Origin of the sequence: Halomonas sp. DN3 (assembly GCF_024137905.1) — a bacterium.
Lineage (GTDB): Bacteria > Pseudomonadota > Gammaproteobacteria > Pseudomonadales > Halomonadaceae > Halomonas > Halomonas litopenaei.
Window position 1 is genome coordinate 4792489 of the sequence record NZ_CP099965.1, and the last position, 24506, is coordinate 4816994.

At 64.8% G+C, this 24506-nt stretch carries 22 protein-coding genes; 8 read left to right on the forward strand and 14 right to left on the reverse strand.

Going from position 1 to position 24506, the window contains the following annotated elements; genetic code table 11:
* Window positions 1–30 precede the first annotated feature (30 nt).
* A complete protein-coding gene (locus NKF27_RS20690) occupies window positions 31–1320 on the reverse strand; it encodes an aminotransferase class V-fold PLP-dependent enzyme (protein WP_253554704.1) in 1290 nt (429 codons plus the stop codon).
* 330 nt (window positions 1321–1650) lie between these two features.
* Here NKF27_RS20690 and NKF27_RS20695 point away from each other — a divergent pair, with 330 nt between their 5' ends.
* Window positions 1651–2367, forward strand: coding sequence for a GntR family transcriptional regulator (locus NKF27_RS20695; protein WP_108131992.1), 717 nt, complete (start codon window positions 1651–1653; stop codon window positions 2365–2367).
* A gap of 138 nt (window positions 2368–2505) precedes the next feature.
* Here NKF27_RS20695 and NKF27_RS20700 read toward each other — a convergent pair whose 3' ends face one another.
* The 5 genes from NKF27_RS20700 to NKF27_RS20720 form a co-directional block, all read right to left on the reverse strand.
* Window positions 2506–3750, reverse strand: coding sequence for a cysteine desulfurase-like protein (locus NKF27_RS20700; protein ID WP_253554706.1), 1245 nt, complete (start codon window positions 3748–3750; stop codon window positions 2506–2508).
* 101 nt (window positions 3751–3851) lie between these two features.
* Entirely contained in the window at window positions 3852–4667 is an 816-nt protein-coding gene (locus NKF27_RS20705) for an amino acid ABC transporter ATP-binding protein (protein ID WP_108131990.1), read from the reverse strand.
* A 13-nt stretch (window positions 4668–4680) separates the two neighbouring features.
* Complete coding sequence (locus NKF27_RS20710; RefSeq protein ID WP_108131989.1) at window positions 4681–5352, reverse strand: amino acid ABC transporter permease; 672 nt, start codon at window positions 5350–5352, stop codon at window positions 4681–4683.
* Window positions 5353–5429: 77 nt separating this feature from the next.
* Window positions 5430–6242, reverse strand: a complete 813-nt coding sequence (locus NKF27_RS20715) for a transporter substrate-binding domain-containing protein (protein ID WP_253554709.1) — start codon at window positions 6240–6242, stop codon at window positions 5430–5432.
* 67 nt (window positions 6243–6309) lie between these two features.
* On the reverse strand, window positions 6310–7224 hold the full coding sequence (locus NKF27_RS20720) for an allantoinase PuuE (RefSeq protein ID WP_108131988.1): 915 nt from the start codon (window positions 7222–7224) through the stop codon (window positions 6310–6312).
* 513 nt (window positions 7225–7737) lie between these two features.
* On the opposite strand from NKF27_RS20720, the gene NKF27_RS20725 reads away from it, so the two are divergent.
* The 3 genes from NKF27_RS20725 to hpaI all read left to right on the forward strand — a co-directional run bounded on the left by NKF27_RS20725 (window position 7738) and on the right by hpaI (window position 11474).
* Window positions 7738–9213 (forward strand): peptide MFS transporter, encoded by a 1476-nt coding sequence (locus NKF27_RS20725; protein ID WP_253554712.1) that lies wholly within the window; start codon window positions 7738–7740, stop codon window positions 9211–9213.
* A 107-nt stretch (window positions 9214–9320) separates the two neighbouring features.
* On the forward strand, window positions 9321–10595 hold the full coding sequence (locus NKF27_RS20730) for an alpha/beta fold hydrolase (protein WP_253554715.1): 1275 nt from the start codon (window positions 9321–9323) through the stop codon (window positions 10593–10595).
* Window positions 10596–10616: 21 nt separating this feature from the next.
* The gene (gene hpaI / locus NKF27_RS20735) at window positions 10617–11474 is read left to right on the forward strand and encodes a 4-hydroxy-2-oxoheptanedioate aldolase (RefSeq protein ID WP_253554718.1); all 858 of its coding nucleotides are present in this window, start codon (window positions 10617–10619) and stop codon (window positions 11472–11474) included.
* 70 nt (window positions 11475–11544) lie between these two features.
* On the opposite strand, the gene NKF27_RS20740 is transcribed toward hpaI, so the two are convergent.
* The 4 genes from NKF27_RS20740 to NKF27_RS20755 all read right to left on the reverse strand — a co-directional run bounded on the left by NKF27_RS20740 (window position 11545) and on the right by NKF27_RS20755 (window position 16205).
* Complete coding sequence (locus tag NKF27_RS20740) at window positions 11545–12486, reverse strand: RimK family alpha-L-glutamate ligase (protein ID WP_253554720.1); 942 nt, start codon at window positions 12484–12486, stop codon at window positions 11545–11547.
* A 58-nt stretch (window positions 12487–12544) separates the two neighbouring features.
* A complete protein-coding gene (locus tag NKF27_RS20745; RefSeq protein WP_253554722.1) occupies window positions 12545–14155 on the reverse strand; it encodes a M43 family zinc metalloprotease in 1611 nt (536 codons plus the stop codon).
* Window positions 14156–14263: 108 nt separating this feature from the next.
* Complete coding sequence (locus NKF27_RS20750; protein ID WP_045991662.1) at window positions 14264–14569, reverse strand: hypothetical protein; 306 nt, start codon at window positions 14567–14569, stop codon at window positions 14264–14266.
* Between the two features lie 142 nt (window positions 14570–14711).
* Window positions 14712–16205 carry a M28 family metallopeptidase gene (locus tag NKF27_RS20755; protein WP_253554724.1) on the reverse strand — a complete coding sequence of 498 codons (1494 nt, stop codon included), beginning with the start codon at window positions 16203–16205 and terminating at the stop codon, window positions 14712–14714.
* 576 nt (window positions 16206–16781) lie between these two features.
* Here NKF27_RS20755 and NKF27_RS20760 point away from each other — a divergent pair.
* Entirely contained in the window at window positions 16782–18002 is a 1221-nt protein-coding gene (locus NKF27_RS20760; RefSeq protein ID WP_253554726.1) for an MFS transporter, read from the forward strand.
* Between the two features lie 15 nt (window positions 18003–18017).
* On the opposite strand, the gene NKF27_RS20765 is transcribed toward NKF27_RS20760, so the two are convergent.
* The 4 genes from NKF27_RS20765 to NKF27_RS20780 are packed head-to-tail and all read right to left on the reverse strand — an operon-like array spanning window position 18018 to window position 20797.
* Entirely contained in the window at window positions 18018–18662 is a 645-nt protein-coding gene (locus NKF27_RS20765; RefSeq protein WP_253554728.1) for a CDP-alcohol phosphatidyltransferase family protein, read from the reverse strand.
* A complete protein-coding gene (locus NKF27_RS20770; RefSeq protein ID WP_253554730.1) occupies window positions 18659–19036 on the reverse strand; it encodes a hypothetical protein in 378 nt (125 codons plus the stop codon). The genes NKF27_RS20765 and NKF27_RS20770 overlap by 4 nt, the downstream gene beginning before the upstream one ends.
* 23 nt (window positions 19037–19059) lie before the next feature.
* Window positions 19060–20016, reverse strand: coding sequence for a phosphatidate cytidylyltransferase (locus NKF27_RS20775; RefSeq protein ID WP_108449559.1), 957 nt, complete (start codon window positions 20014–20016; stop codon window positions 19060–19062).
* Window positions 20009–20797 (reverse strand): 1-acyl-sn-glycerol-3-phosphate acyltransferase, encoded by a 789-nt coding sequence (locus tag NKF27_RS20780; RefSeq protein WP_253554731.1) that lies wholly within the window; start codon window positions 20795–20797, stop codon window positions 20009–20011. The genes NKF27_RS20775 and NKF27_RS20780 overlap by 8 nt, the downstream gene beginning before the upstream one ends.
* 331 nt (window positions 20798–21128) lie before the next feature.
* Here NKF27_RS20780 and gmk point away from each other — a divergent pair, with 331 nt between their 5' ends.
* From gmk to NKF27_RS20795, 3 genes are all read left to right on the forward strand, one after another.
* The gene (gmk, locus tag NKF27_RS20785) at window positions 21129–21746 is read left to right on the forward strand and encodes a guanylate kinase (protein WP_253554733.1); all 618 of its coding nucleotides are present in this window, start codon (window positions 21129–21131) and stop codon (window positions 21744–21746) included.
* A 241-nt stretch (window positions 21747–21987) separates the two neighbouring features.
* On the forward strand, window positions 21988–22245 hold the full coding sequence (rpoZ, locus tag NKF27_RS20790; protein ID WP_045991658.1) for a DNA-directed RNA polymerase subunit omega: 258 nt from the start codon (window positions 21988–21990) through the stop codon (window positions 22243–22245).
* Window positions 22246–22308: 63 nt separating this feature from the next.
* Entirely contained in the window at window positions 22309–24441 is a 2133-nt protein-coding gene (locus NKF27_RS20795; protein WP_253554734.1) for a bifunctional (p)ppGpp synthetase/guanosine-3',5'-bis(diphosphate) 3'-pyrophosphohydrolase, read from the forward strand.
* Window positions 24442–24506: the final 65 nt, after the last annotated feature.

Genomic DNA, 24506 nt, shown 5'->3' on the forward strand with positions numbered 1-24506 from the left:
CAGGTGGGCAATTCGGCGGGGCCGCTAGATTCAGGCTCCGAGGACGTCCTTCAGCGCCGCCAGACAGGCGTCCACTTCCTCCAGGGTGTTGTAGTGGGCCAATGACACCCGGGTGACCGAGGGCAAGCCCAGCGGGCGCAGGATATTGCCGGAGTAGGCGTCGTCCTTGCGGGCGTGGACGCGAATGCCACGCTCGCCAAGCTCGGCGACGATCTCCAGTGCGTCTCGGTCCTTCACGCAAAACGAGACCGCGCCTTCCCGCCAGGGCGAATCCGCCTCGCCGATCAGGGTCACTCCGGGCAGGTCCCTGAGTCCGGTGACACCATCGGCTCCGTCGATCAGCCGACGCATCAGCGCGGCCTCCTGATCGTGCATGGCCTGGCCGGCGGCCAGCAGCCGCTGCCGGCGCTCGCTCTTGTCAGTGAAATGTCCTCCCAACCACTCGAGATAGCGGACCATCTCGCGGGCGCCGGCCCAGGCGGCAGGATCGCGGCTACCCAGCTCCCAGGCGTCGTCCGGCTTGCCCGCCAGGCGATCGTGATCGACGCAACCCAGTCGCGGCGAGACCCAGGCGTAGCCGTCGTTGAACGGGCAGAACACCTTGTACAGCGACACCGCGTAGGCATCGACGCCGTAGTGCGATACCGCCAACGCACCATGGGGGGCATGCTGGATGCCGTCGACGATGTTGTAGCAGTCCGGTGCGATGGCGCGAATCGCCTCGGCGATGGCGGCCACGTCCTGGGTCATGCCGGTCACCGGGCTGGTGTGCAAAATGGTGGCCACACGGGTCTCCGGCGTCACGACGCGGGCATAGTCCTCGGCGGTGGCGCGCCCCTGATGCGGATCGAAGGGCACCGTCAGCCGCTGCCTGCCGGTGCGCCTCGCCCACTGCGCGGTGGCATCAAAGGTGGCGGGATGCTCGAGCTCACAAGCAACGATGTCGCCCCCCGCTGGCGCGGCATTGGCGGCGGCGCGAATCACCCGGAACAGGCACTCGGTGCCGGTCTCGCCGCCAAACACAATGCCATCCTCTACCCCCAGCAGGCTGGCCATTGCGTGGCGGCCGTCATCGACCATGCGCGAAATAGCCCAGGAAGCGTCATTGTCGCGATGCTCGTTGTCCGGTAGTGCGGCGACCTCGGCCATGCGTGCCACCACGGCCTTGAGCGTCAGAGATCCGCCGGCGTTTTCGAAGAATATCCGGGGGCCGGTGTAGGGGCAGCGGTCGACGTGGTGAAAGCGAGCGCGCACCTGACTCATCAGGGCGTCGTCAAATACCGCCACGCTCGCCTTGATGGAAGGCTTCAATGTCTGCATCTGATCGTTCCTTGGTGGCAGCGGAACAGCAAACCTCACCCCCAGCCGGGCGCCAGAACGAGGCAAGGGACGCTACCCGATCCTTCCTGGTTCGTCCGGAGTTATCGAGAAGCTTGCTCATAGTAGTACGCCCTGGCTGACCGGATGGCAAAAATGCAGCACACTGGGCGCCTGAACTTTGGTCGATCCAACGTTACCGTTCGAGTGACATCGTGATAATCTGTCCCTTGAACGACGGCCGTAAATTGACGCTATTTCACCTTTCACAATGCTCAACCATCCCGGTGATTTTTCCCTGATGATGGGCGAGCCTTCTGGCGAGACAATGCCATGACGAGTGACGCCACCTCCGCTGCACCATCCAAGCCGGAAGCCCTGGCCGAGGAACTCGTCTATGATCGCATCGTCGACGCCCTGATCGACAAGCGTCTGCGTCCCGGCGAGCGTTTGAACGAGGCCAAGCTCGCCAGCGCCTTCAAGACGCCGCGTAGCCGGGTACGTCGCGCACTAAATCGGTTGACGGCGGAACGCCTGGTACGCTTCGAGATGCACCGGGGCGCCTTCGTCTCGCTGCCATCGGTGAAGGAAGCCTACGATATCTTCGAGACGCGGCTGCATATCGAGGGCGCGGTAGCGCGGATCGCCTGCGAGCGCATCGACGCCGAGGGTATCGCCACCCTGCGCCGCCACCTGGCGCTGGAGCATCAGGTGTTCGAGGAGCACCAGCCCAGCGTCAATCGCATCTCCGGCGACTTTCACCTGATGCTGGCGGAGCTGACCGGCAATGACGAGCTGATCGCCATCGTGCGCCCGATCATTCGACGCTTCTGCATCATCCAGTCGCTCTACGAACGCTCCACCGGCGTGCTGTGCCTGACCCATGAGCACCAGACCCTGGTCGATCTGATCGAGAAGCGCGACGCCGAGGGCGCCGCCGCGTCGATGATGGAGCACTGTCGCCACATCTTCTACAGCCTGGACCTGTCCGAGCGCCGCCGCGCCGAGGCCAACATCTACGATATCGACATCGACGATCCGCTGGGCTAAAGGGCCGGCCAGACCGAAAAACCCGCGTAAGCAGGAGACAAGGCCGGCCCTGAGCCTGGGACATGCGTAGCAAAAAAGGGGCCAGAAGCCCCTTTTCTGCATTTCCACGACGTCATTGCCAGCTTCTGGCCCACACCCTCAGAGCGCTGCGTCCAGCGCCTCGATCAGTCGATCCACCTCGGCCTCGGTGTTGTAGTGCACCATGGACACCCGCACCACGCCCTGGATGTCCATCAGACCGAGGTCCTCGGTCAGGCGGCGGGCGTAGAAGTCGCCGTAGCGGATTCCTACCTTGGCCTCGTCGATCTTGCGCACGATCTCGTCAGACTGATGCCCTTCCACGGTAAAGCTGATGGTCGCGACGCGATGTTCGATATCGGCATCCCGCCTTCCGATGATGCGAACGCCTTCTTTTCCAGAGAGATAATCGAGCAGTTTCTTGCTCAATATTGCTTCATGCTTGGCGATGGCATCGAAGGATGTTTCCAGCTTTTTCCGCTTGTCACCTTCACCATTATCGCCCGTCAGCGAGGTCAGATAATCCAGGATACCGGTGACAGCGTAGGTCAGCTCGTAGTTGGGGTTTCCAGGCTCCATCTTTCCTGGAATCTGCTCACGCGTGAAGAAGTGATGGTAGATATTATCCAACTCCAGCAGGCACTCCTTTTTCACATAGAGCACCGCGTGATGGGGGCCAAATACCTTGTACAGACTGAAGCCGTAGTAGTCGACATCCCAGTCCTGGACGTCGATGGCCCGGTGGGGGGCGAAGGCCACCCCATCGACACAGATGCGAGCACCGGCGTCGTGGGCCATGGCGGCGATCCGCTTGATCGGATTGATGGTGCCGAGCAGGTTGGAGACGTGGGTCACGCAGACCAGGCGGGTGCGCTCGTTGAGCAGTTCCGCCAGGGTATCCAGCTCCAGCTCCAGGGTCTCGGGATTGCAGTTCCAGAAGCGCAGCTTGACGCCGCGCTGCTCGAGGCGCATCCAGGGGCCGACGTGGCTCTCGTGGTCGGTGTTGGTGACGATGATCTCGTCACCCGGGGCAAACTGGCTGGCCATGGCGTCGGCCAGCAGGCGGAACTGGATGGTCGAACTGGGGCCGAACACCAGCTCTTCCACGTGGCGTGCATTGACCAGCGTCGCCACCGCCTGACGGCCGGCGTCGACCTTGGCCTTGGAATTCTGGCTGGGGGCGTAGCTCGCGCCGAGCTGCACGTTGTCGCCCAGCAGGTAGTCGCTGATGCGCTCCACCACCATCTTCGGCACCTGGGCACCGCCGGCGTTGTCCATGAACACCCAGTCGCTTTCAAGCGAGGGAAACTGGGCTCTGACGTGTGTCAGATCAAGGCGAGCGTCTGAGGATGAATCGAGTGACATGGGAAGTCCTTGAATAGGGGTCGAGAGGCGATACATGGACGTCGAGAGACAAGGCAGGAGCGAAACAAGCGCCGAGCCAGCCGTCGAACAGGCGCCACGACTCAGTGAGCCAGCACCGACTGGAAAAAGGCGCGGGTTCGGTCTTCCTGCGGCGCCGAGAAGATCTGTTCGGGAGCGCCTTCCTCGACGATCTGGCCGGCCTCCATAAAGATCACCCGGTCGGCGACATGGCGGGCGAAGCCCATCTCGTGGGTCACCAGCAGCATGGTCACGCCGGTGCCGGCCAGGGTCTTGATGACGTCGAGCACCTCGCCGACCATCTCCGGGTCCAGCGCCGAGGTGGGCTCATCGAACAGCAACACGCGCGGTTCATTGGCCAGCGCCCGGGCGATGCCGACCCGCTGCTGCTGACCGCCGGACAGGGCGCTTGGATACTTGTACATCTGCTCGGCGATGCCGACCTTTTCCAGCAACTCCTTGGCCCGCGCCTGGGCATCCCCCGGGCTCATGCCACGCACCCGGATCGGTCCCAGGGTCACGTTCTCCAGCACCGTCATGTTGGGAAACAGGTTGAAGCTCTGGAACACCATGCCGACGTCCTTGCGCACTTCGATCAGCTCGGGGCCGGGCTGGACCCGCACGCTGTCGACGTAGATGTCACCGGCGCTGTAGGCCTCCAGATGATTGATGCAGCGGATCAGCGTTGACTTGCCGGAGCCCGACGGGCCCAGGATCGCCACCACCTCGCCTTCGCGTACCTTGAGGTCGATGTTCTTGAGGGCGTGGAAGTCGCCGTAGTACTTGTTGACCCCTTCGAGCGAGATGATCGCTCTGGGCGCCTCGGGCAGACCAGCCTCGAGCGGGGGAAGGGTAGTGCCCTGGGTAGTGCCCTGGGTTGTCCGGGTTTCATTGATCATGGCAGTTCTCCTGTCAGGCCCGGCCCTGGGCGAAGCGTTTCTCGAGCAGACCGACCAGGCGCACCAGTGGCAGCAGCACCGCCAGGTAGAGTAGCGCCGCGCCGATCAGCGGTGTCGGGTTGGCCGCCAGCGCCTGGGCCTGGGTGGCCTGCTTGAGCAGGTCGGGCATGGCCACCACCGAGGCCAGGGCGGTGTCCTTCATCACGTTGATGCAGTTGCTGGTCAGCGGCGGAATGATCAGCCGGATCGCCTGGGGCAGGACCACGTCGCACATCACCCGATACTGGCTAAGGCCGATCGACTGGGCGGCCTCGAACTGGCCCCGTGGCACCGCCTCGATACCGGCGCGGTAGATCTCGGCGGCGTAGGCGCTGGAGATCATGGTCAGGGCGGTACAGGCCGCGGCGAACGGTGACAGGGTGATGCCGACGAACGGCAGCGCGTAGTAGACGATGACCAGCCACACCAGCACCGGCAGTGAGCGAAAGACGTCGATGTAGGCGATGGTGAGAAAACGCAGCGGCTTGGGGCCGTAGAGGCGCAACAGCGCCAGCCCCAGCCCGCCGATCAGCCCCAGCAGGATGCTCAGAAAGCCCAGCATCAGGGTCATGCCGAGCCCCTGCAGGAGCATCGGGAAGGTGCGCACCAGCACCTCCCAGTTGAAGAATGTCTGGACCAGGTCCATGGATCGTCTCCACGATCGAGGGTAATACGCTGGCCGCGGCGGTCACCGCCGCGGCCACGGGACTTGCTGGGCCAGGTTTACTGGGCGGAAGGCATATCGCGCACTTCGACGGTGCTGGTGCCGGCATCCGGAGCGGTGCCGAACCAGGTCTCGTGCAGCTCGGCGACAAAGCCTTCCTGCTTGAGTTCGCTGATCACTTCGCTGGCCTTGGTGGCAAGCTCGGCGTCCTTGGCAAACATCATCGAGTACTGCTCACCGCTGGGGATGCGGCTGACCACCTCGAGGCTGGGCTTGTCACGCACGTAGTACTGCACCGCCGGAATGTCGGAGATGTAGGCGTCCAGGCGGCCGCTGGACAGGTCCAGCATGGCCGGCTGCAGGCCTTCATAACGACGGATTTCCTTGATGCCGTACTGCTCCTGGTTCTCGCTGGTCCAGATGTCGCCGGTGGAGCCGGTATCGACGCCGACCACCTTGCCGTCCAGATCCTCGAGCCCGCTGATGCCCTTGCTGGTGTGGGTCGCCAGGGACTGGTCGCTGTCGTAGTAGGGCTGGGCGAAGGACACCGACTCCAGACGCTCGTCGGTGATGGTGATGGAGGACACCGCCACGTCGATGCGCCCGGACTGTACCGCCGAGAACAGGCCATTGAACGGAATGTTGCTGATCTCGACCTCGTCGTAACCCAGGCGGCTGCCGACCTCGTTGACCAGGTCGATCTCGAAGCCAACGTAGTCACCGCTGTCGTCCTGGAACTCCCAGGGCAGGTTGCCGATGTTGGCACCGACCTTGAGGGTCTCTGCCATCACGCCGCCTGCTGCCAGGCCGGCGGAAAGGGCGGTGGCCAGCACCAGGGAACGCTTGGAGAAGGTCTTGTAGGAAAGGCTCATGGGATATTTCCTCTGGTTATTGTCGTTGTTGCGGGTACAGCAGAAAACACGGGGTTCATCGGCGACGTCAGACGACGCCGGTCGCTTCACCTTCCCGGGCAAGCCAGGCCCGGGCGATCTCTTCACGGGTGGCGAACCATACGCCCTCGTGGGCCTGGGCGTAGGCGATAAAGTCCTTGAGCGCGCGAATCTTGCCGGGGCGCCCGACCATGCGCGGATGCAGGCCGACGGACATCATCCTGGGGCCGCGGGCCGACTCCTCGAACAGCACGTCGAAGCCTTCCTTGAGGTTGTCGAGAAACTCGCGCCCCGAGGTAAGCCCAGGAGAAAGCCAGAAGCGGAAGTCATTCATGTCGGTGGTGTAGGGCACCACCAGCTGACGACTGCCCGCCACCTCGGTGAAGTAGGGTACGTCGTCGTTGTAGGCATCGGAGTCGTAGAGGAAGCCACCCTCTTCCACCAAAAGGCGCCGGGTGCGCACGCTGGGTCCGTAGCGGCAGTACCAGCCCACCGGGCGCTTGCCGGTGGTGGCGGTGATCGACTCGATGGCCAGGCGGATATGCTCGCGTTCCTCGTCTTCGCTGAGGCGAAAGACCTCCTCCCAGCGATAGCCATGGCTGCAGAATTCGTGGCCATCGGCGCTGGCGACACGGGCAACGCGGGGGTTCTGCTCCAGCGCCACCGCGCAGGCAAAGAAGGTCGAACGCACGTCGGCCTCGCGCAGGATGTCGAGGATGCGCCAGATGCCGACCCGCGAGCCGTACTCGTACATCGACTCCATCGCCAGATTACGGGTGCCGGCGGGAGTTACGTAACTCCCCCACTCGGTCATCGACTCCTGGTCGTCGTCGCCCATGGCGAAGGACCTTTCAGAGCCCTCCTCGTAGTTGACCACGATATTGACCGCCAGGCGGGCGCCGTTGGGCCAGGCCCCGGTGGGGGGAGTATCGGCGTAGCCGACCAGATCACGCTGCGGGAGCATCCCGTTTCTCCTGAGGTCGCCAAACAAGTGACGACCCTGATTGTTGGTGTTGTTATCGACCGTCTGACGGCCTTGTCAGGATTGCACGCAATTCTGCGTGCGATGTGAACAATAAAGCACAACCGTACTCGCAGCGCAAATGGCAACTAGACTTTGTACGAAAAGCCGGCGAGCGATGGTTAGACAAGGCAAAAATCGGTGAGAAAGCGCAGTTTACGGGGTGTAAATGAGCATTTTGACCGGGCTGGCGCACCAGCCGATTTTTAACGCCGTATCACCGAGCGCAGGCACTTTTCGGAGAAGTCTTAGCCAATGGTGGGGTATGGGCCGGCTATCCAGCAGTAGATCCCGCTTTTCTGCGAGCCAACGTCCTCGCTCCCGCTTGTCGTTTTTCGTCGTGGCCTTTCCGATCGCGGACATGGGTTTTGCCCTGTAATTCGCAACGCTTTAGGGTTTTCATGGGCGGAAAATGTATTTTTCGTTCCGATTTTCTCGTCAAAGCAGGAGCTCCCGATGAAAACCACCGAGGCCGCCGCCCGCCAGCACGGCGACAGCGGCAAACGCCGCTTCTTCGGCCATCCCTGGCCTCTCGCCACCCTGTTCGGCATGGAGGTGTGGGAGCGCTTTTCGTTCTATGGCATGCAGGCGATCCTGTTGATCTACCTGTACTACGAGGCCAGCCGCGGGGGCCTGGCGATCGACCAGTCGGTGGCCATCGGTATCGTCGGTGCCTACGGCAGTTCGGTCTATCTGGCCACCATCCTCGGCGGCTGGTTCGCCGACCGGGTGTTCGGCGCCGAACGCACCCTGTTCTATTCGGGCATCGTGGTCATGCTCGGGCATATCGCCCTGGCCATCCTGCCCGGTGTCTACGGCGTCACCGCCGGCCTGATCCTGGTGGCGCTGGGCAGCGGCGGGGTCAAGGCCACCTGCTCGGCGCTGGTGGGGTCCCTGTACGAGCCCGGCAGCCCCCGGCGCGACGCCGGCTTCTCGATCTTCTATCTGGGTATCAATATCGGCGGCTTTGTCGGCCCGCTGCTGACCGGTCTGCTGCAGCAGAACGCCGGCTTCCACTATGGCTTCGGCATCGCCGCCGTGGGCATGGCGATCGGTCTGGCCCAGTACACGGCGGGACGCAAGGGGCTGCCCGATGATCAGAAGGCCGCGCCGGACCCCATCGCGCCGGCGACCCTCAAGCGCTACCTGGGTATCGCCCTGGTGGTGCTCGCCCTAGTGGTCGGCGCGGCCCTGGCGGGCTGGATCCGTGCCGACAATCTGTCCGGGGTGATGCTTGGCATCATCGCTGTAGCGGCGCTCTGCTACTTTGCGGTGATCCTGCGCTCCACCCACGTAAGTCCCGAGGAGCGCAGCCGGGTGCTGGCGTTCATTCCGCTGTTTCTGACCAGTGCCGCCTACTGGGCGCTTTACAGCCAGTCCTACACCGTGATCACCGCCTTCTTCGATCAGCGCGTGGATCGCAGCCTGTTCGGCTGGGAGATCCCGGTGGGCTGGCTGGTGTCGGTGCAGGCGCTGACCATCATCCTGTTCTCGGGGGTGTTCGCCTGGCTGTGGACGACGCTGGGCAAGCGCCAGCCGTCGTCGGCCGGCAAGTTCGTGATCGCCATGGCGATCATCGGCGCCACCTTCCTCGGCTACCTGCCGTTTCTCGGCAGCGAAGGGGCGAGCATGCCGCTGGCCATGCTGGTGCTGTTGCTGCTGGGCTTCACCGCCTCGGAGCTGTGCCTGTCGCCGATCGGGCTGTCGGTGACCACCAAGCTCGCGCCGCGGGCCTTCCAGACCCAGATGATGGCGCTGTTCTTTCTCTCGCTGGCGCTCGGCTTCGCCGCCGGCGGCAAGCTCGGCGCCTTCTATACCGAGGACACCGAAGTCGGCTACTTTATTGCCATGGCGGCTATCGGTGGTGTCAGCGCCCTGCTGCTGGCGGCCTGCCTGCCGTTCATTCGCCGGGCCATGCGCGGCGCGGACTGAGCTACCGCCAGGGTCGGCCAGCGCTGGCAACAAGAAGCTGGCCGACCTTGTCTCTTTCGGCACTCTTTCGACGCTCTCTCGTCACTCTTTCGATACAGGATGTAGGCATGCCTTCCGACCACGCCATCCCGGGCCTTTCCATCAGCGACCATCGCCTCGAGGTGCCGCTGGACTGGTCCCTCCCGGACAGCGGCGAGACCCTGAGCCTGTTCTACCGCGAGGTCTGCGCGTCAGACCGTGTCGACGAGGAGCTACCGCTGTTGCTGTTCCTGCAGGGTGGCCCCGGCGGCAAGTCGCCACGCCCCACCGCCAATGGACCGGGATGGCTGCATGAGGCGCTCAAGCACTATCGGGTGATCCTGCCCGACCAGCGTGGCACCGGGCGCAGTTCGCGCATCACCGAGGCCACCATGGCCGCCTTCGACAGTGACGAGGCCGGCGGTGACTACCTGGCCTGCTTCGACGCCCATGCGGTGGTCGCGGACTTCGAGCACCTGCGCAAGACCCGCTACCAGGGTGTCCCCTGGACCACGCTGGGCCAGAGCTACGGCGGCTTTCTGACCCTGACCTACCTGTCCTACGCGCCCCAGGGACTGAGCCGCTGCTATATCACCGGCGGCTTGCCGGCGCTCGACGCCGACCCCGACGAGGTCTATCGGCGCACCCACCGTCGAGTGGAGCGCAAGCTTGAGGCGTATCTGGCGCGCTTTCCCGATGATCGCGAGCGGATCGACGCCATCGCCGACCATCTGCTGGACCACGATGTCCGCCTGCCCGACGGCGACCGACTGAGCGTGCGCCGCTTCCAGAGCCTGGGACTGATGCTGGGCATGGGTGACGGCGCCGAGCAGCTGCACTGGCTGCTCGAGGAGGCCTTCAGCGACGACACGCGAAGCGCGCTCAACCATCACTTCCTGGTGGAGGTGATGACGCTGACCGGCTTCGACGAGAATCCGCTGTTCGGCGCCATCCACGAGAACATCTACGCCAACCCTGAGCGCCTGTGCGACTGGGCCGCCGAGCGCCAGCAGGGGCCACAGTTCGACGAGCGTCATCGCCCGCTCAGGCTGACCGGCGAGATGATCTACCCCTGGATGTTCGACGAGATCCGTGCCCTCAAGCCCTTCCGTGGGGCGGTACACCAGCTGGCCCGGCGACCTCTGGCCAGCCCCTTCTACGACGCCAGACAGCTCGCCGCCAACCGGGTGCCGGTGGCGGCGCTGATCTACTTCGATGACATGTACGTGGACGCCGAGCTGTCGCTGGCCACCGCCGAGGCGATCCCGCGGCTAACCTACTGGATCACCAACGAGTACGAGCACGACGGGCTGCGCCAGGACCCCGGAGTGTTCCGCCGGCTCAAGGCGATGCTGGACGATTGACTCTCATCAAGGACGCTGCCCATGATCCCTTCCCACTGCGCGGGTGTCCCCGCCGGCAATCCCTTCAAGACCGCCATGGCCAGTGGCCAGGCCAGAATCGGCCTGTGGCTGTCGCTGGGCGACCCCTACTGCGCCGAGATGTGCGCCAGCGCCGGCTTCGACTGGCTGCTGATCGACGGCGAACACGGCCCCAATGATGTGCGCTCCATGCTCGCCCAGCTGCAGGCGGTCGCCGCCTACGCCAGCCACCCGGTGGTGCGGGTGGTGAACGGCGAGACGGCGCGGATCAAGCAACTGCTGGACATCGGCGCCCAGACCCTGCTGGTGCCGATGATCGACACCCCGGAGCAGGCCCGCGCCATGGTCGCCGCCACCCGCTACCCACCAGACGGGGTGCGAGGTGAAGCCTCCGCCATCGTCCGGGCGTCACGCTGGAATGCACGGCCTGACTATGTGCATAGAGCCAACGACGAGATCTGCCTGCTGGTCCAGGCGGAGAGCGTGACCGCGCTGGATAACCTCGAGGCGATCTGCGCGGTGGAAGGCGTCGACGGGGTCTTTGTCGGGCCCGCCGACCTGGCCGCTTCCATGGGCCATCTCGGTGACGCGGGCCATCCCGAGGTCCAGGCCGCCATCGACGAGGCCATCGCCCGCATCGTTGCCAGCGGCAAGGCCGCCGGCGTGCTCACCGGTGACCCGGAGCTTGCCAGACACTATCTCTCCCTTGGTGCCAGCTTCGTGGCGGTGGGGCTCGACGTCAGCCTGATGATGCAGGCGGTGCGCCAGCGTGCATCGGAGTTTGCGCTTGGCCCGCAGGCGGCCGATTCGCAGGAAGACTCATCCTCCAGCGCTGGCCCCGGGTCCCAGGGACCTTACTGACCTGATACCGGCCGCCGGCCGGGGGCCCTGATCACACCGACCGGGGCCCTGCTGCCACCGGCCGGGGACGTCACCACTCGCCGCCGCCGCGCTCCAGGGCGGCGGCGATGGCCTGGGGAATCGGCTGGCCGCTGCGCTCGCTGGCGAACAGGTACTCGCCGGCCGGATTGACCTCGAAGAACACATGACGCCCCTCGGGTGTGACCCTTAGATCGATGGCGCCGTAGGCCAGTCCAAGCTCTCTCATCAGCGCGCGCAGTCCGGTCTCCACCTCATCCGGCAGGGTATAGGGGAAGACCTCGGCGCTGCCCACGCCACTGCGGTAGTCGACCTCGTACTGCGGCTCGCTCCTGAAGGCGGTCGCGAACATCTCGCCGGCCACCGCGGTGACGCGCAGGTCCAGCGCCAGCGGGATGTATTCCTGAAAGATCACCGGCGCCAGACGAACCGCCTCGAGCCTGGCCATCTCGTCCTGGCCGACCTTGAGGGTCTCTCGCGGCGCCTCGACGATATTGCGAAAGGCCTTGCGTACCACTCCACCGTCGCCGTGGCGGGCGATAAACTCGGCAGCGGCGTCCGGGCGATTGGTGATCAGGGTATCGGGAATCTCGAGCCCCAGCCGGTGGGCCAGACGATGCTGGGTCAGCTTGCGCTGGGCGCGTTCGTCGGCCAGCGGATGGTTCATCCAGAAGCTATCCAGGGCATACCACAGACCAAGCACCGCCTCCTGGGTCTCGGACCAGGCAAACAGCCGTTCGGTGCCGTCGCCCAGGCCGGGGTCCAGGTCAAAGGAACGGATGCGCCGGTTCCATACCGAGCGCACCTCGTCCAGCGCCAGCCGGCGCCCGTCGCCAAGTTCCAGCCAAAGGCTGTCACCGCTGGCACCTGCGTAGGCCAGGATTCCCAGGCGCCGGGGGAAGTCGGCGACGTCGATCACCTCCACCGGCGAGTGAAGATGGGGCAGTACCCGCTCGACATGGGCATTGTCTGCAAACGACAGGATCAGGATCATGCTCGGCTCCCTCGAAAAAGGCGGGCACCGACAGGGTGCCCGCGGGTCCTGTCATCGCTCACCGTCCACCAAGCTGCACGTAGGCCGCCCAGGCCTGCTGCCAGGCCAGCATCCCCTGCTGATCGAGCATGCCCTGCTGGTAGAGCTGGGCGTACTGCGCCAGCAGTTGAGCGTACTCGCCAAGCAACGCCTGGCTCTGATCCTGCTCGCCTCCGCCGTCCGCCACCGGCGGCTTGAGCGAGGCGCTCGACGGCGCCTGACCGGTGGCCAGCACAAAGGGCTGCAGCGGCTGGGCTGGCTGCATCGGTTGCATGGGCTGGACGGGCTGGTTGCCCCAGCCCCCCGGTAGCGGATTCTCGAAGGCCTGCTTGCCGCCCACGGGGCCTTCCACCAGTTGCTTGGTCGGCACTTCGAAGATCTGCTTGGGAGGCGGGTCAAGCGGCTTCCATTTGCCCGGCTCCAGGCCTGGATCCTTGCCAAAGTCCTTGGGGTTGTCCTTGGGCAACTCCTTGCCGCCGTCCTTGATCCCGTCCTTGATCCCGTCTTTGCCGCCGTCCTTGATCCCATCCTTGATGCCATCCTTGATCAGGTCCTTCGGTCCCTCCTTGACGCTCTCCTTGACCGGCTCCTTGACGAACTCCTTGGGGTTATCCTTGGGCCGCTCTTTTGGCGGTTCCTTGATCGGTTCCTTGGTGAACTCCTTGGGGGTGTCCTTCGGCAGCGCCTTGGGGTGCAACGGCGTGCACGACACCATCTCGCCAATGGCGCTGCGGGGGCCATCCAGGCAGGCCTGCATCCGTGCCACCTGGCCCTCGGTGAACATCACCATGGTGTCGTCGTCGACGTAGTCCATGTAGTTCATGAACATGTCGCCATCGGGGCCGTTGTCGCAGGACACCTTGGGAAAGGTCGGCTTGCCCAGGTTGGCGCCACCCTGGTTGGGGGTGTCGTCGACAAAGTCCGAGCCGGAGCAGCCGGTGCCGTCGTCTCCCCAGATATGAAAGAGATTGAGCCAGTGGCCTATCTCGTGGGTGGTGGTGCGCCCCAGGTCGAACGGTGCCCGGGCGGTGCCCATGTTGCCGAAGCCGGTGTAGGTCACCACCACGCCGTCGGTGGCGGCGGGACCGCCGGGGAACTGGGCGTAGCCGAGCAGGCCACCGGAAAGCGGGCAGACCCAGATATTGAGGTATTCGTCTGCGGGCCAGGCATCCTTGCCGCCGCTGGCGTCGGCCTTGACCTTGTCGTCATCGACAAAACCGCTGACGTCGGTGCGGGTGCGGGTGATGCCATCGGTGGGGTTGCCGTCGGGATCGCTGGTGGCCAGCGCAAACAATAGCCTGGCATCGGCGGCCACCGGCGCGAAGGGCGCAGGTACCGTCGAGACGTCGGCATTGGCCTTGCGAAAGTCCTCATTGAGGATCTCGATCTGGCTGTCGATCTGCTCCCGCGAGATGTTCTGCTCGTCGGTGTTGTAGACCACGTGGACGACCACCGGGATGCGGGTGCACCCCGGACGCTGGACGATGGTGCCGCGCATGGCACGAAAGGCGTGTTCCTCGATGCGCGATCGCCGCCTGGCATAACCGGGGTCCTGGTCCAGCAGTCGCCGGTGAACCGCCATGGTGCCACAACAGCGACACCGTTCCGGATGGGTGGTGTTATCGGACATGCAAGCCTCCCCGCCGGCCAGCCGGTCGGCGTCGTGAGTACGGGTTCAATGGCCAGCAACTGGCCTCAAGTGGCCCCACAACGCACGGTATTGGCGGCGTTGGTGGCCTCAATGACGGGTAATGATCAGAAGATCGTCCTCCAGCGCATCGATATCGTAGTCACCGTCCCAACCGGGCAGTGTCAGGTGCAGTTGATCGCCATCACGCCGCCACTGGCCACGGGCATCGCAGGCAAGGCGGTCGGCGGCGTCTCCGGTGTGGAGCTCGACGGCGCCGTCCTGGTGCAGACACAGGCGCCTTCGCGGCATCCGCGAGGGGGTGACAGCCGGCGAATCCGGGTGCCGCAGCACCGTGCAGTCGCCGATGCCTTCCTCGCGCATCTCGATCCAGTCTCCGCACAGGTCCTTTGGCATCACATCCTCCTGATCGGTCTTGTCTTGCTTTACCTGATCTTGTCTTGCCTGTTCTCGTCTCGCCGGGGCGTCACTCGATCACAGGCTGGCTTAATGGCTGGCTGGGTGAGTGGCTGGGTGAGCGGCCTTGCCACTGGCTCGTTCAACGGCCCGTTGACCGAGACCGTCGCTCCCATTCCCTGCGCGAGCGCAGCAACTCCAACCGCTGCCAGGCCTGACGCCAGCCGGCGTCCAGCTGCGCCGACCAGACGCCTTGGCCCTGCCAGCGACGATACTGGGCCAGCAGTGCTTCATGGTGGGCCTCGAGCTGGCGCCAGGGGTCGCCCAGGTGGTGGCGCTCGTCGCCACGACAGTGGCATTCCGGCAGGGGCGGGGCGTCAACCGCGTGCAGGCCGGCGCTGGTGGCCACAAACCCCAGGTTCATTGCCACGATCTCCATGGCGTAGGACGGATCCACCGTGGCCAGGACATCGTTCGGTCCATGGATGGCGTCATTGGCGCCGTCGGCCCCTTCGATGGTCAGCACGGCGGGGATGCCGGCGTCGATAAAGGGCACATGATCACTGGCAAAGGGGTTGAGCGAGACCTGCAGTTCGAGATCGGTGAAGCGGCCTCCCGCCGCACTCAGGCCATCGATCATGTCCTGGCTGAGGGGCGCGCCTTCCAGCAGTACCGCCGCCGGTGTGGCGTTGATCGAGCCGATCATGTCCATATTGAGCACCCCGGCGATGCGCCCCCGCTCGGCAGCGGAGAGTCCCGCCACGAACTGGCGGCTACCGTGCAGCCCCTGCTCCTCGCCGCCGAACAGCACAAAGCTTAGGTCATCGTCGAAACGCTGCCCGGCCAGCACCTCCGCCATCAGCATCAGCGCCGCCGAGCCACTGGCGTTGTCGTCGGCGCCCGGCGCCGGTGCGGACGGACCGCCCTGATGGTTGACGCTGTCCAGGTGAGCGACCACCAGCCAGTGACGGGGGCTGGTGGCCTGCCCCGGCAGCCGCGCCAGCAGGTTGATGCTGCTGGCGCCGCCAGGCAGCGATACTTGCTGGCGATCCACGGCCAGCCCCGCCGCCGTCAGCTGTGACTCGGCCCAATCCACCGCCTGAACGTACTCGGCGCTCGATGATAGGCGCGTCGGATAGGACACCAGCTGACTCAGCAGGGCGACGTAGCGCGCCTGCGAGGCCGACGCGACGACAGCGTCGACGACCCGGGACCCTGTAGCGTCGCGACGAGGCGCAACCTGGTGAAACAGGCGGGTCGATTCGCTTAAAGGGAACAGGCGAAAGCAGGGCGCTTCACTTTGCTCAAGGGGTTTGTTGATCCTGTTGGCCTCGGACCTGGGCAGGTCCACCACCAGATAGCGCCCCGCATCCAGCAGCACCGGGACCTCGGGATGGGCCTGCTGGAACAGCCGTCCCTTCTGGCAGACACCGTGCAGCCTTCCCTGGCCCAGGTCCTGCACCATCGTGTCATCGGCGTCATGCAGGCTGGTGGCCTCGCGGACGGCCCGCCAGCGGGCGTTGGCGGCGACCAGCAGCCGTTTGCGTCCAGCCTCCACCAGCCAGCCACCGGCTTTCTCGACGCGCTCGGTCAGCGTCGCGTCGCCGCTCCTTGCCTGATGCAGTTCGACCTTCATGTCGACTCCCTGCCGTCAACGCGTGCGCCGAACCATCGGTTTCGGCGTCGCCACGACGACCGCCGCTGAGCCGAGGAATGGGGCTCAACGGACTTAGTCGGGTGGTACTGAACTACTAAGGTAGTTCGTTCCTCACTCGCCGCCATCACTCGTCACGACAATCACGCGTCGACATCGGCATGGTCACTTGCCGGTGCACACATGCCAGGCTATTGATTTTCAATCAAACATTAAGCGCAGTGGAGAATATTGAAGAGATCAGCCTGCTGGTCGTGTCAAAAAAAGAGCACAGAAAAACAGTACACTGCGTATAGGTGAAACTTCTTCAACAGAAATGCGCTAAAGCTGAGCGCTTTTTCACAGTGGTAAAATTAACAACACGATAGCTCGCCGTGGCGCTGGAGAGCGCCCCGGCTCGACGACTCACAACCGTCACTTACCCGCATTTTAGCCCTATCTAATCGACAAGATTGACGTTTTCGGCGCTAGAACCCACCTTTCGGATGCCTTATACTTTTGTCGTAAATTTACGATCTCGACACCCGTCGGGATCGTTTTCGTTTTCCAGGAGGCCCGATGGCAATCTCCATCACCCATCTCAGAGCTCGTCATCCTCGCCTGGCGGAGCTCGCCCTGGCCCTCGGTGGCTTTGGCATCGGTACCAGCGAGTTCGTGATCATGGGCTTGATGGAGCGTGTCGCCCAGGACCTGTCGGTCAGCGCCGCCGACGTCGGCTACGCCATCTCCGCCTATGCCCTGGGGGTAGTGGTCGGTGCGCCGCTGATCTCCGCGCTGGCCGCGCGGGTACCTCGGCGCACCCTGCTGATCTGCCTGATGCTGGTGTTCGCCGTGGGCAACATCGCCAGCGCCCTGGCGACCAGCTTCTGGCCCTTTGTCGGTCTGCGTTTTCTTGCCGGCCTGCCCCACGGCGCCTACTTCGGCGTGGCCGCCCTGGTGGCCGCAGCAGCGGTACCGGTGGAAGAACGCGCCCGAGCCATCAGCCGGGTCATGCTGGGGCTGACCAGCGCCATCGTGATCGGCGCGCCGCTGGCCACCTGGGCCGGCCAGTGGTTCGGCTGGCAGTTCGCCTTCTTCGCGGTGGGCGTCGTGGCCTTTGTCACCATGGGCCTGATCAAGCTGTTCGTGCCGCGCCAGCCGCATGACGTCAAGGCCAGCCCCAAGCGCGAACTGACCGCCCTGGTCAAACAGCGGGTGCTCTACACCCTGGGCGTGGCCAGCATCGGCTTTGGCGGCATATTCTCGGTGTTCAGCTATGTGGTACCGACCCTGCGCGCCCAGGCCGATATGCCCGAGATGGTCGGCCCCTGGGTGCTGGCGATCTTCGGCATCGGCGGCATCATCGGCAATCTGGTGGGTGCCCGGGCAGCAGACAAGAACCTGATGAAGGCGGTGCCACGCATCCTGCTGTGGTGCCTGGTGGTCCAGGGCGCCTTCTACTTTGCCGCCGACAACCTCTACACCGGCATCCTCTTCGTCGGCCTGGTCGGCACCAGCATGGCGCTGGGTCCTGCGCTGCAGACACGCCTGATGGACGTGGCTGGCGACGCCCAGACCATGGCCGCCTCGATGAATCACGCCGCCTTCAACTGCGCCAATGCGCTGGGCGCCTATCTGGCCGGGGTGACGATCAAGGCCGGTGCGCCCTGGTCCTCCAGTGGCCTGGTCGGCGCCGGGCTCGCCCTTGGCGGCCTGGTGGTGTTCTATATCGGCCTGCGCGCCGAGAAGCGCAGCGACAGGCGCCGCGCCGCGGCCACCGACTGCGCCAGCGAGAGCTGATCGTTCGCCCCGGACTCAGGCGCCGCCTTCGGCAAGGAAACGATGCAGGCGCCGCGCCCTTGCCCAGGCGGTCCAGCCGCTGCCCAGGATGACCAGCCAGACGGCAACGATCAACGGTTCATCGCGCCAGCCCCACAACGGCGCCAGCGCAGCGATCAGTGCCGCTATTGTGACCACGGCCATGCGCTGGGGTTTGGCCATGACCCCGCCAAAATCACCACGATGGCCGAGACTGTCGGCGAAGGCCCTGACGTAGGCCGTCAGGATGGCCAGTGCCGCCGCCGCCCAGCCGAGGGAAGGGGTATCGATGGCAAGACCCAGACCCACCAGCACCAGGGCATCCGAGATTCGATCCGGCACCTCGTTCCACAGGGCACCGGTCGGCAACGCCTGGCCCGATTCGATGGCAATCATGCCGTCGAACAGGTTGCACAACAGACGCCCCTGAATCCCCAGCGCCGCCAGCACCATCCAGCCGGCCCGCGCCAGGCCATCGAATTCGGCACTCGCTGCCAGACTGACGCCGGCGACCAGCGCCATCAGCATGCTGACGCGAGAGACCTGATTGGGCGTGACGCGGCTCGCCGCCAGGCGACGGCTGATACCGCGCGCCCAGGACGTCTGGCGACTGGCCAACGGGCGACGTTCGGGCTCGGTCATGGTGTTGCATCCTTGTCGTGAGGTGAGGTGGGGTGCTGGCGTATCAGCAACAGGTTGTAGATCACTACATAGCTCGACGACACCGCCAGTGGCAGGGCCAGCGTGGTCAGCAGGGCCGGGGTACCGGCCCACCAGTGAATGGCGGTCAACAGGGTAGCAGAGCCGCTCACCGCCACCAGCGGTGGACACCACCAGCGAGCGGGGCCGGCGAGGCGTCGATTGAGGTGCTCCACCACGCGCTTCAGATAGAGCGTCAGCAACGCCGACAAGGCCCCCTGAATCAGCCCCGCCTGAACCATCTCCGTCGGGCCGAAAGCCCGATTGGCCAGCGCCGCCCAACCGCCCATGGCGACGAAGCCCACCAGTCCATGCATTGCGTTATGACGCCACCAGGGCCTCATGCCACCGACCAGAAGTAGCGCACCACGTGGAAGAAGATCGGTGCCGAGAAGATCACCGAATCCAGACGATCGATAAAGCCGCCATGTCCCTCGATCAGGTGACCCCAGTCCTTGATCCCGCGATCGCGCTTGATCGCCGACATCACCAGTCCCCCGACGAAGCCGAGCAGCGCGATCATCAGCGCCAGCAGCGCCGCCTGGCCCATGGAAAAGGGGGTCATCCAGGCCAATCCGGCCCCGACCAGGGTGGCACTGGCCACCCCGCCGAGGAAGCCTTCCAGGGTCTTGGAGGGCGATAGCCTGGGGGCGATACGCCGGCGCCCGAGCAGCTTGCCCCAGACGTACTGCAGGACATCGCTGAGCTGCACCACCACGATCAGAAAGGCTATCAGCAGCACGTTGCGCCCCTCATAGCCGGGGATTTCCAGGCTCAACAGCGCAGGCACGTGGGATACGCAGAAGACGCACACCATCAGCGCCCACTGGACCTCGCTGACCCGCTCGAGAAAGCCCTGACTATCCCCTCTCAGGGCCGCCACCACCGGCAACAGCAGGAACGCGTAGACCGGAATGAAGATCGAGTACATGCCGTAGTACTGGTGCCAGATGAACAGGTACTGCACCGGCAGCACCACGAAGAACACCAGCGCCAGGGCCCAGTGATCGGCCCGTCGTGACGGCACCAGGCCGATGAACTCGCGCAACGCGGAAAACGAGGCGAAGGCAAACAGCAGCACCACCCCGGTCCTGCCGCCGAGCAGGGCGATACCCATCAACAGCGTCATGATCCACCAGGAGCGGATGCGCTGGTTGAGGTTTTCGATCACCTCGTTTTCGCCCTCGGGCGAATAGCGGCGGGCCAGTACGAAGCCAACGCTACTGGCCACCAGCAAGATCCCGACGATGGCGGCGAGCAGGGTGCCGAGACCGGCGGGAATCACGATATCAGTCATTCGGCGCCCCCTCCCTGGGGCCAGATGCCTCGGTGGCGGAGCCTGGGGTGCTGTTAGCTGGGGTGGTGTTAGCAGGGGTGGTAGCGCCAGGGGTGGTAGAACCTGGATGAGCGGTGACGGGTGACACGGGGTCGCTGGGAACGCTGGCCCCGGCCGGCGCCAGCGCCTGCAGCGCTCGCTGGGCCCGGGCCAGAAAATCGGTCTTGGCCTCGCCCTCTATCCGAGCCAGCGGCTCGCCGTAGTTGAGCGTGCATAACAGCGGCAGCGGTACCACCTCGCCCTTGGGCAGCACCCGATTGAGGTTATCGATCCATACCGGCACCAGTTCTACCTCGGGATAGTCGCAGGCCAGGTGGTAGAGCCCCGGCTTGAACGGCAAAAGGCCCTTGTCATCGGTATTGCGGGTGCCCTCGGGAAACAGAATCAGCGAGTCGCCGCCGTCGAGCGCTTCACGCAGCACCGCCAGGGGGTCAGGTTGGCCGGGCTTGCGCTGACGGTCGACCAGCACCCCCTTGAAGACGTCGTGGATCAGAAAGCGCCGCAGCCGTGACGCCAGCCAGTAGTCGGCACCCGCCACGGGGCGGGTGCGCGCCCGCAGGCGCGGCGGCAGGGTGGTCCAGATCAGCACGAAGTCGCCATGACTCGAGTGATTGGCAAAGTACAGCCGCTGACGTGCCACCGGCGCGACTCCCGACCAGATCGGCCTGGGCGCCGTCACCAGCCGTGCCACCAGCCGGATCAGCACCCCCGTCAACGCCGCCCGCCAGGCTGTTCCTTTCATGTCTTTTGCTCCCTTGCCCATGCTCGGACGTTGTTCCGCCCCGGCTGAATGACGCTCCCCGGATTCCCCGCCGCCATCGGCTTGCCTTTTTTCGATCTCGCCGCACGTCCAGGCGGTCCCGTTTCCCTCTCCACGGCGCTTTTTCACGGGAGTTCAGGGGGAATTCACGGAGAGTCCAGGGGGAGCGATGGCCCCACCGAGCGACGTCGCGGGTCAGCCTGGGCGGATGCAGGCCCAGGCCCAACTGTGCCATACTTCGCCACCTTGTCGCCCGCGAAGTCGCCCGCGAACGGCGCACGATCCCCAAGGCCTCCAAGTGAAGACCCCGCCCATGTCCCAAGGTACGCTGTTTATCGTTTCTGCCCCTTCCGGTGCCGGCAAGACCAGCCTGGTGCGTGAATTGATCGAGGGTCTCGACGGCATTCAGGTCTCGGTCTCCCACACTACCCGCCCCATGCGTCCAGGCGAGGTCGACGGCGTGAACTACCACTTCGTCGACATGGCCACCTTCGAGGCGATGATCGAGCAAGGTGACTTCTTCGAGCATGCCCGGGTCTTCGACAACTGCTACGGCACCTCGCGCAGCGCAGTGGAGACACTGCTGGCCGCCGGCCAGGACGTGATCCTGGAGATCGACTGGCAAGGCGCCCGCCAGGTGCGTGAACAGCTACCAGAGGCTGTCTCGGTGTTCATCCTGCCGCCATCGCGGGAAGAGCTCGAACGCCGTCTGTCGAGCCGCGGCACCGACGATCATCAGGTGGTCAGCGCGCGCATGCGTGAAGCGGTCAGCGAAATGTCGCACTACAGCGAATATGACTTCCTGGTCATCAACGACGACTTCACCACCGCCCTGGACGAACTGCGCGCCCTGGTGGTCAGCCAGCGCCTGGCCACACCGCGCCTTGGCCAGCGCCATGCCCCACTGCTCGAGGCGCTGCTGTCCGACTAGAACGTCACCAAAGGCAAGTCGCCGAGGAGCGCGGGCAACCCACGCCTCCCACGGTTCGCTTTTCGGCGCTGCAACCAGGCCCTGGCGTCTTGTCACAGGCGGCGTGACTCGAGTAATCTAGCCTGTCACTTCGCAGGTGCAACCCCCGGGCGCAATCGTCGACGGGGGCACAGTCCGTCTCGCCGACCGCGAAAGGCCAGCACCTGCCCGACACACCGTCTGTCAGATCAGGAAGGGCCCAATGGCGCGAGTTACTGTCGAAGATTGTCTGGAACACGTCGAGAACCGTTTCAAGCTGGTGATGATTTCCACCCAGCGCTCCCGGCAGCTGGCCCGTGGCTCACGCGACGCGCTGCTTCCCTGGGAAAACGACAAGCCCACGGTCATGGCGCTGCGCGAGATCGCCGAAGGCCTGATCGACCACAGCGTGCTGGACGAGCCGGTCGAGGCACCCAGCCGCTTCCGTCCCGAGTACCAGGCCTCGCCCTCCGAGGAATGATCGCGCCGAAGGCGGCCACTGGTCGCCCTTAGGGCTTCTCATCACGCAGTCAGGGCACGCCACATGTTCACGATCGACGATCTGTCTGACCGACTCGGAGGCTATCTGCCCGCCGAGGAAATCCAGCAGGTCAGGCGTGCCTTCTATTATGCCGAACAGGCCCACGACGGCCAGCGTCGTCGCTCCGGCGAACCCTATGTGACCCACCCACTGGCGGTGGCCAACATCCTCGCCAACATGCACATGGACCATCAGAGTCTGATGGCGGCCATGCTGCACGACGTCATCGAGGATACCGGGGTCTCCAAGGACGCGCTGGCGGGGCAATTCGGCGACGCCGTGGCCGAGCTGGTCGACGGCGTCTCGAAGCTCACCCAGATCACCTTCGAGGACAAGGCCGTCGCCCAGGCGGAAAACTTCCAGAAGATGGTCATGGCGATGTCCCGGGATATCCGGGTGATCATCGTCAAGCTGGCCGACCGGCTGCACAACATGCGCACCCTGGGCGCGCTGCGCCCGGACAAGAAGCGTCGCATCGCCCGAGAGACCCTCGAGATCTATGCCCGGGTAGCCAGCCGCCTCGGCATCAATACCATCAGGGTCGAGCTCGAGGACCTGTCGTTCCAGGCCATCCACCCGATGCGTGCCGAACGCATCAAGCGCGCCGTGGCCAGCGCCAGAGGCAACCGTCGCTCGGCCATCCGTCAGGTCCAGAACGCACTGCAGACCCGGCTCGACGAGCACGAGCTGAAGGGCACGGTGATCGGGCGTCAGAAGCACCTGCTGTCGATCTATCGCAAGATGCGCGACCAGCGAAAGTCGTTCGCCGAGATCATGGACGTGTTCGGCTTTCGCATCATCGCCGACGACGTCGACAGCTGCTATCGCATCCTCGGCATGGTGCACAATCTCTACAAGCCGGTCCCGGGGCGCTTCAAGGACTACATCGCCATCCCCAAGGCCAACGGCTACCAGAGCCTGCATACCACCCTGTTCGGCAACAGCGGCATGCCCATCGAGGTCCAGATCCGTACCCGGGAGATGGAGGCGATGGCCAACAACGGTATCGCCGCCCACTGGCTGTACAAGGCCGGGCAGACCTCCCACCCGATCGCCGAAGGCAGCCGCGCCAGGGCCCGGGAATGGGTCAAGGGGCTGCTCGAGATGCAGCGCCATGCCGGCGATTCGCTGGAGTTCATCGAACACGTCAAGAACGACCTGTTCCCCGATGATATCTACGTGTTCACGCCGAAAGGCGACATCATGGAGCTGCCGCAGGGCGCCACCGTGATCGACTTCGCCTACGCCGTGCACACCGAGATCGGCAACACCTGCATCGCCTGTCGCATCGACCGCCATCTGGCCCCGCTGTCATCGCGCCTGGAGAGCGGCCAGACGCTGGAGATCATCACCTCTCCGGGGGGCAAGCCGAACCTGGCCTGGCTCAATTTCGTCGTTACCGCCAAGGCGCGTTCGGCGATCCGCCATGCGCTCAAGCATCAGCAGCATACCGAAGCGGTACAGCTGGGACGCCGTCTGCTGACCAAGGCGCTGGGCGAGTTCGGCGTGCATCTGGAGGACGTCGGCGAAGACGTCATGGCACGGCTGCTCAAGGAGATGGAGCTGCAGAGCGAATCCGCCCTGCTCGAAGCCATCGGCCTTGGCAATCGCATGACCCAGGTGATCGCCCGTCGTCTGGTGGAACTGCACCGTGGCGAGCGAATCTCCCATAGCGAGGCCGCCGAGGACAGCTCCAGGGTCACCATCAGCGGCGTCGAAGGCATGGTGATCAAGTTTGCCCGCTGCTGCCACCCGTTGCCGGGAGACCCGATCATCGGCCATCTGTCGGTGGGCAAGGGCATCGTGGTCCACCGCGCAGAGTGCCGTAACCTCCAGGAATTGAAGAGCGACCCGGAGAAGCTGCTGACGCTCAACTGGTCGGATACCATCGACGAGGACTTCCCCGTGGCGCTGCGCCTCGAGGTCGAAAGCCGTCGCGGCCTGGTGGCCGAACTGGCCGGCCTGATCACCGACGCCGACGCCAATATCGAGCGCATCGGCATCGAAGAGCGTGACGCCCGGCTCTCGATCGTCAATCTGACGCTTTCTGTGCGCAATCGGACCCATCTGGCACGCATCATCAAACGACTGCGTAACCTTTCGCATATCGGCAAGATATCTCGACTTGGCAATTGAGCCCCAACGCCAGGGCCGTCATCCCGATGACGGCCCTGGTGGTGGTGTTGCTATTTGCCGCTGAC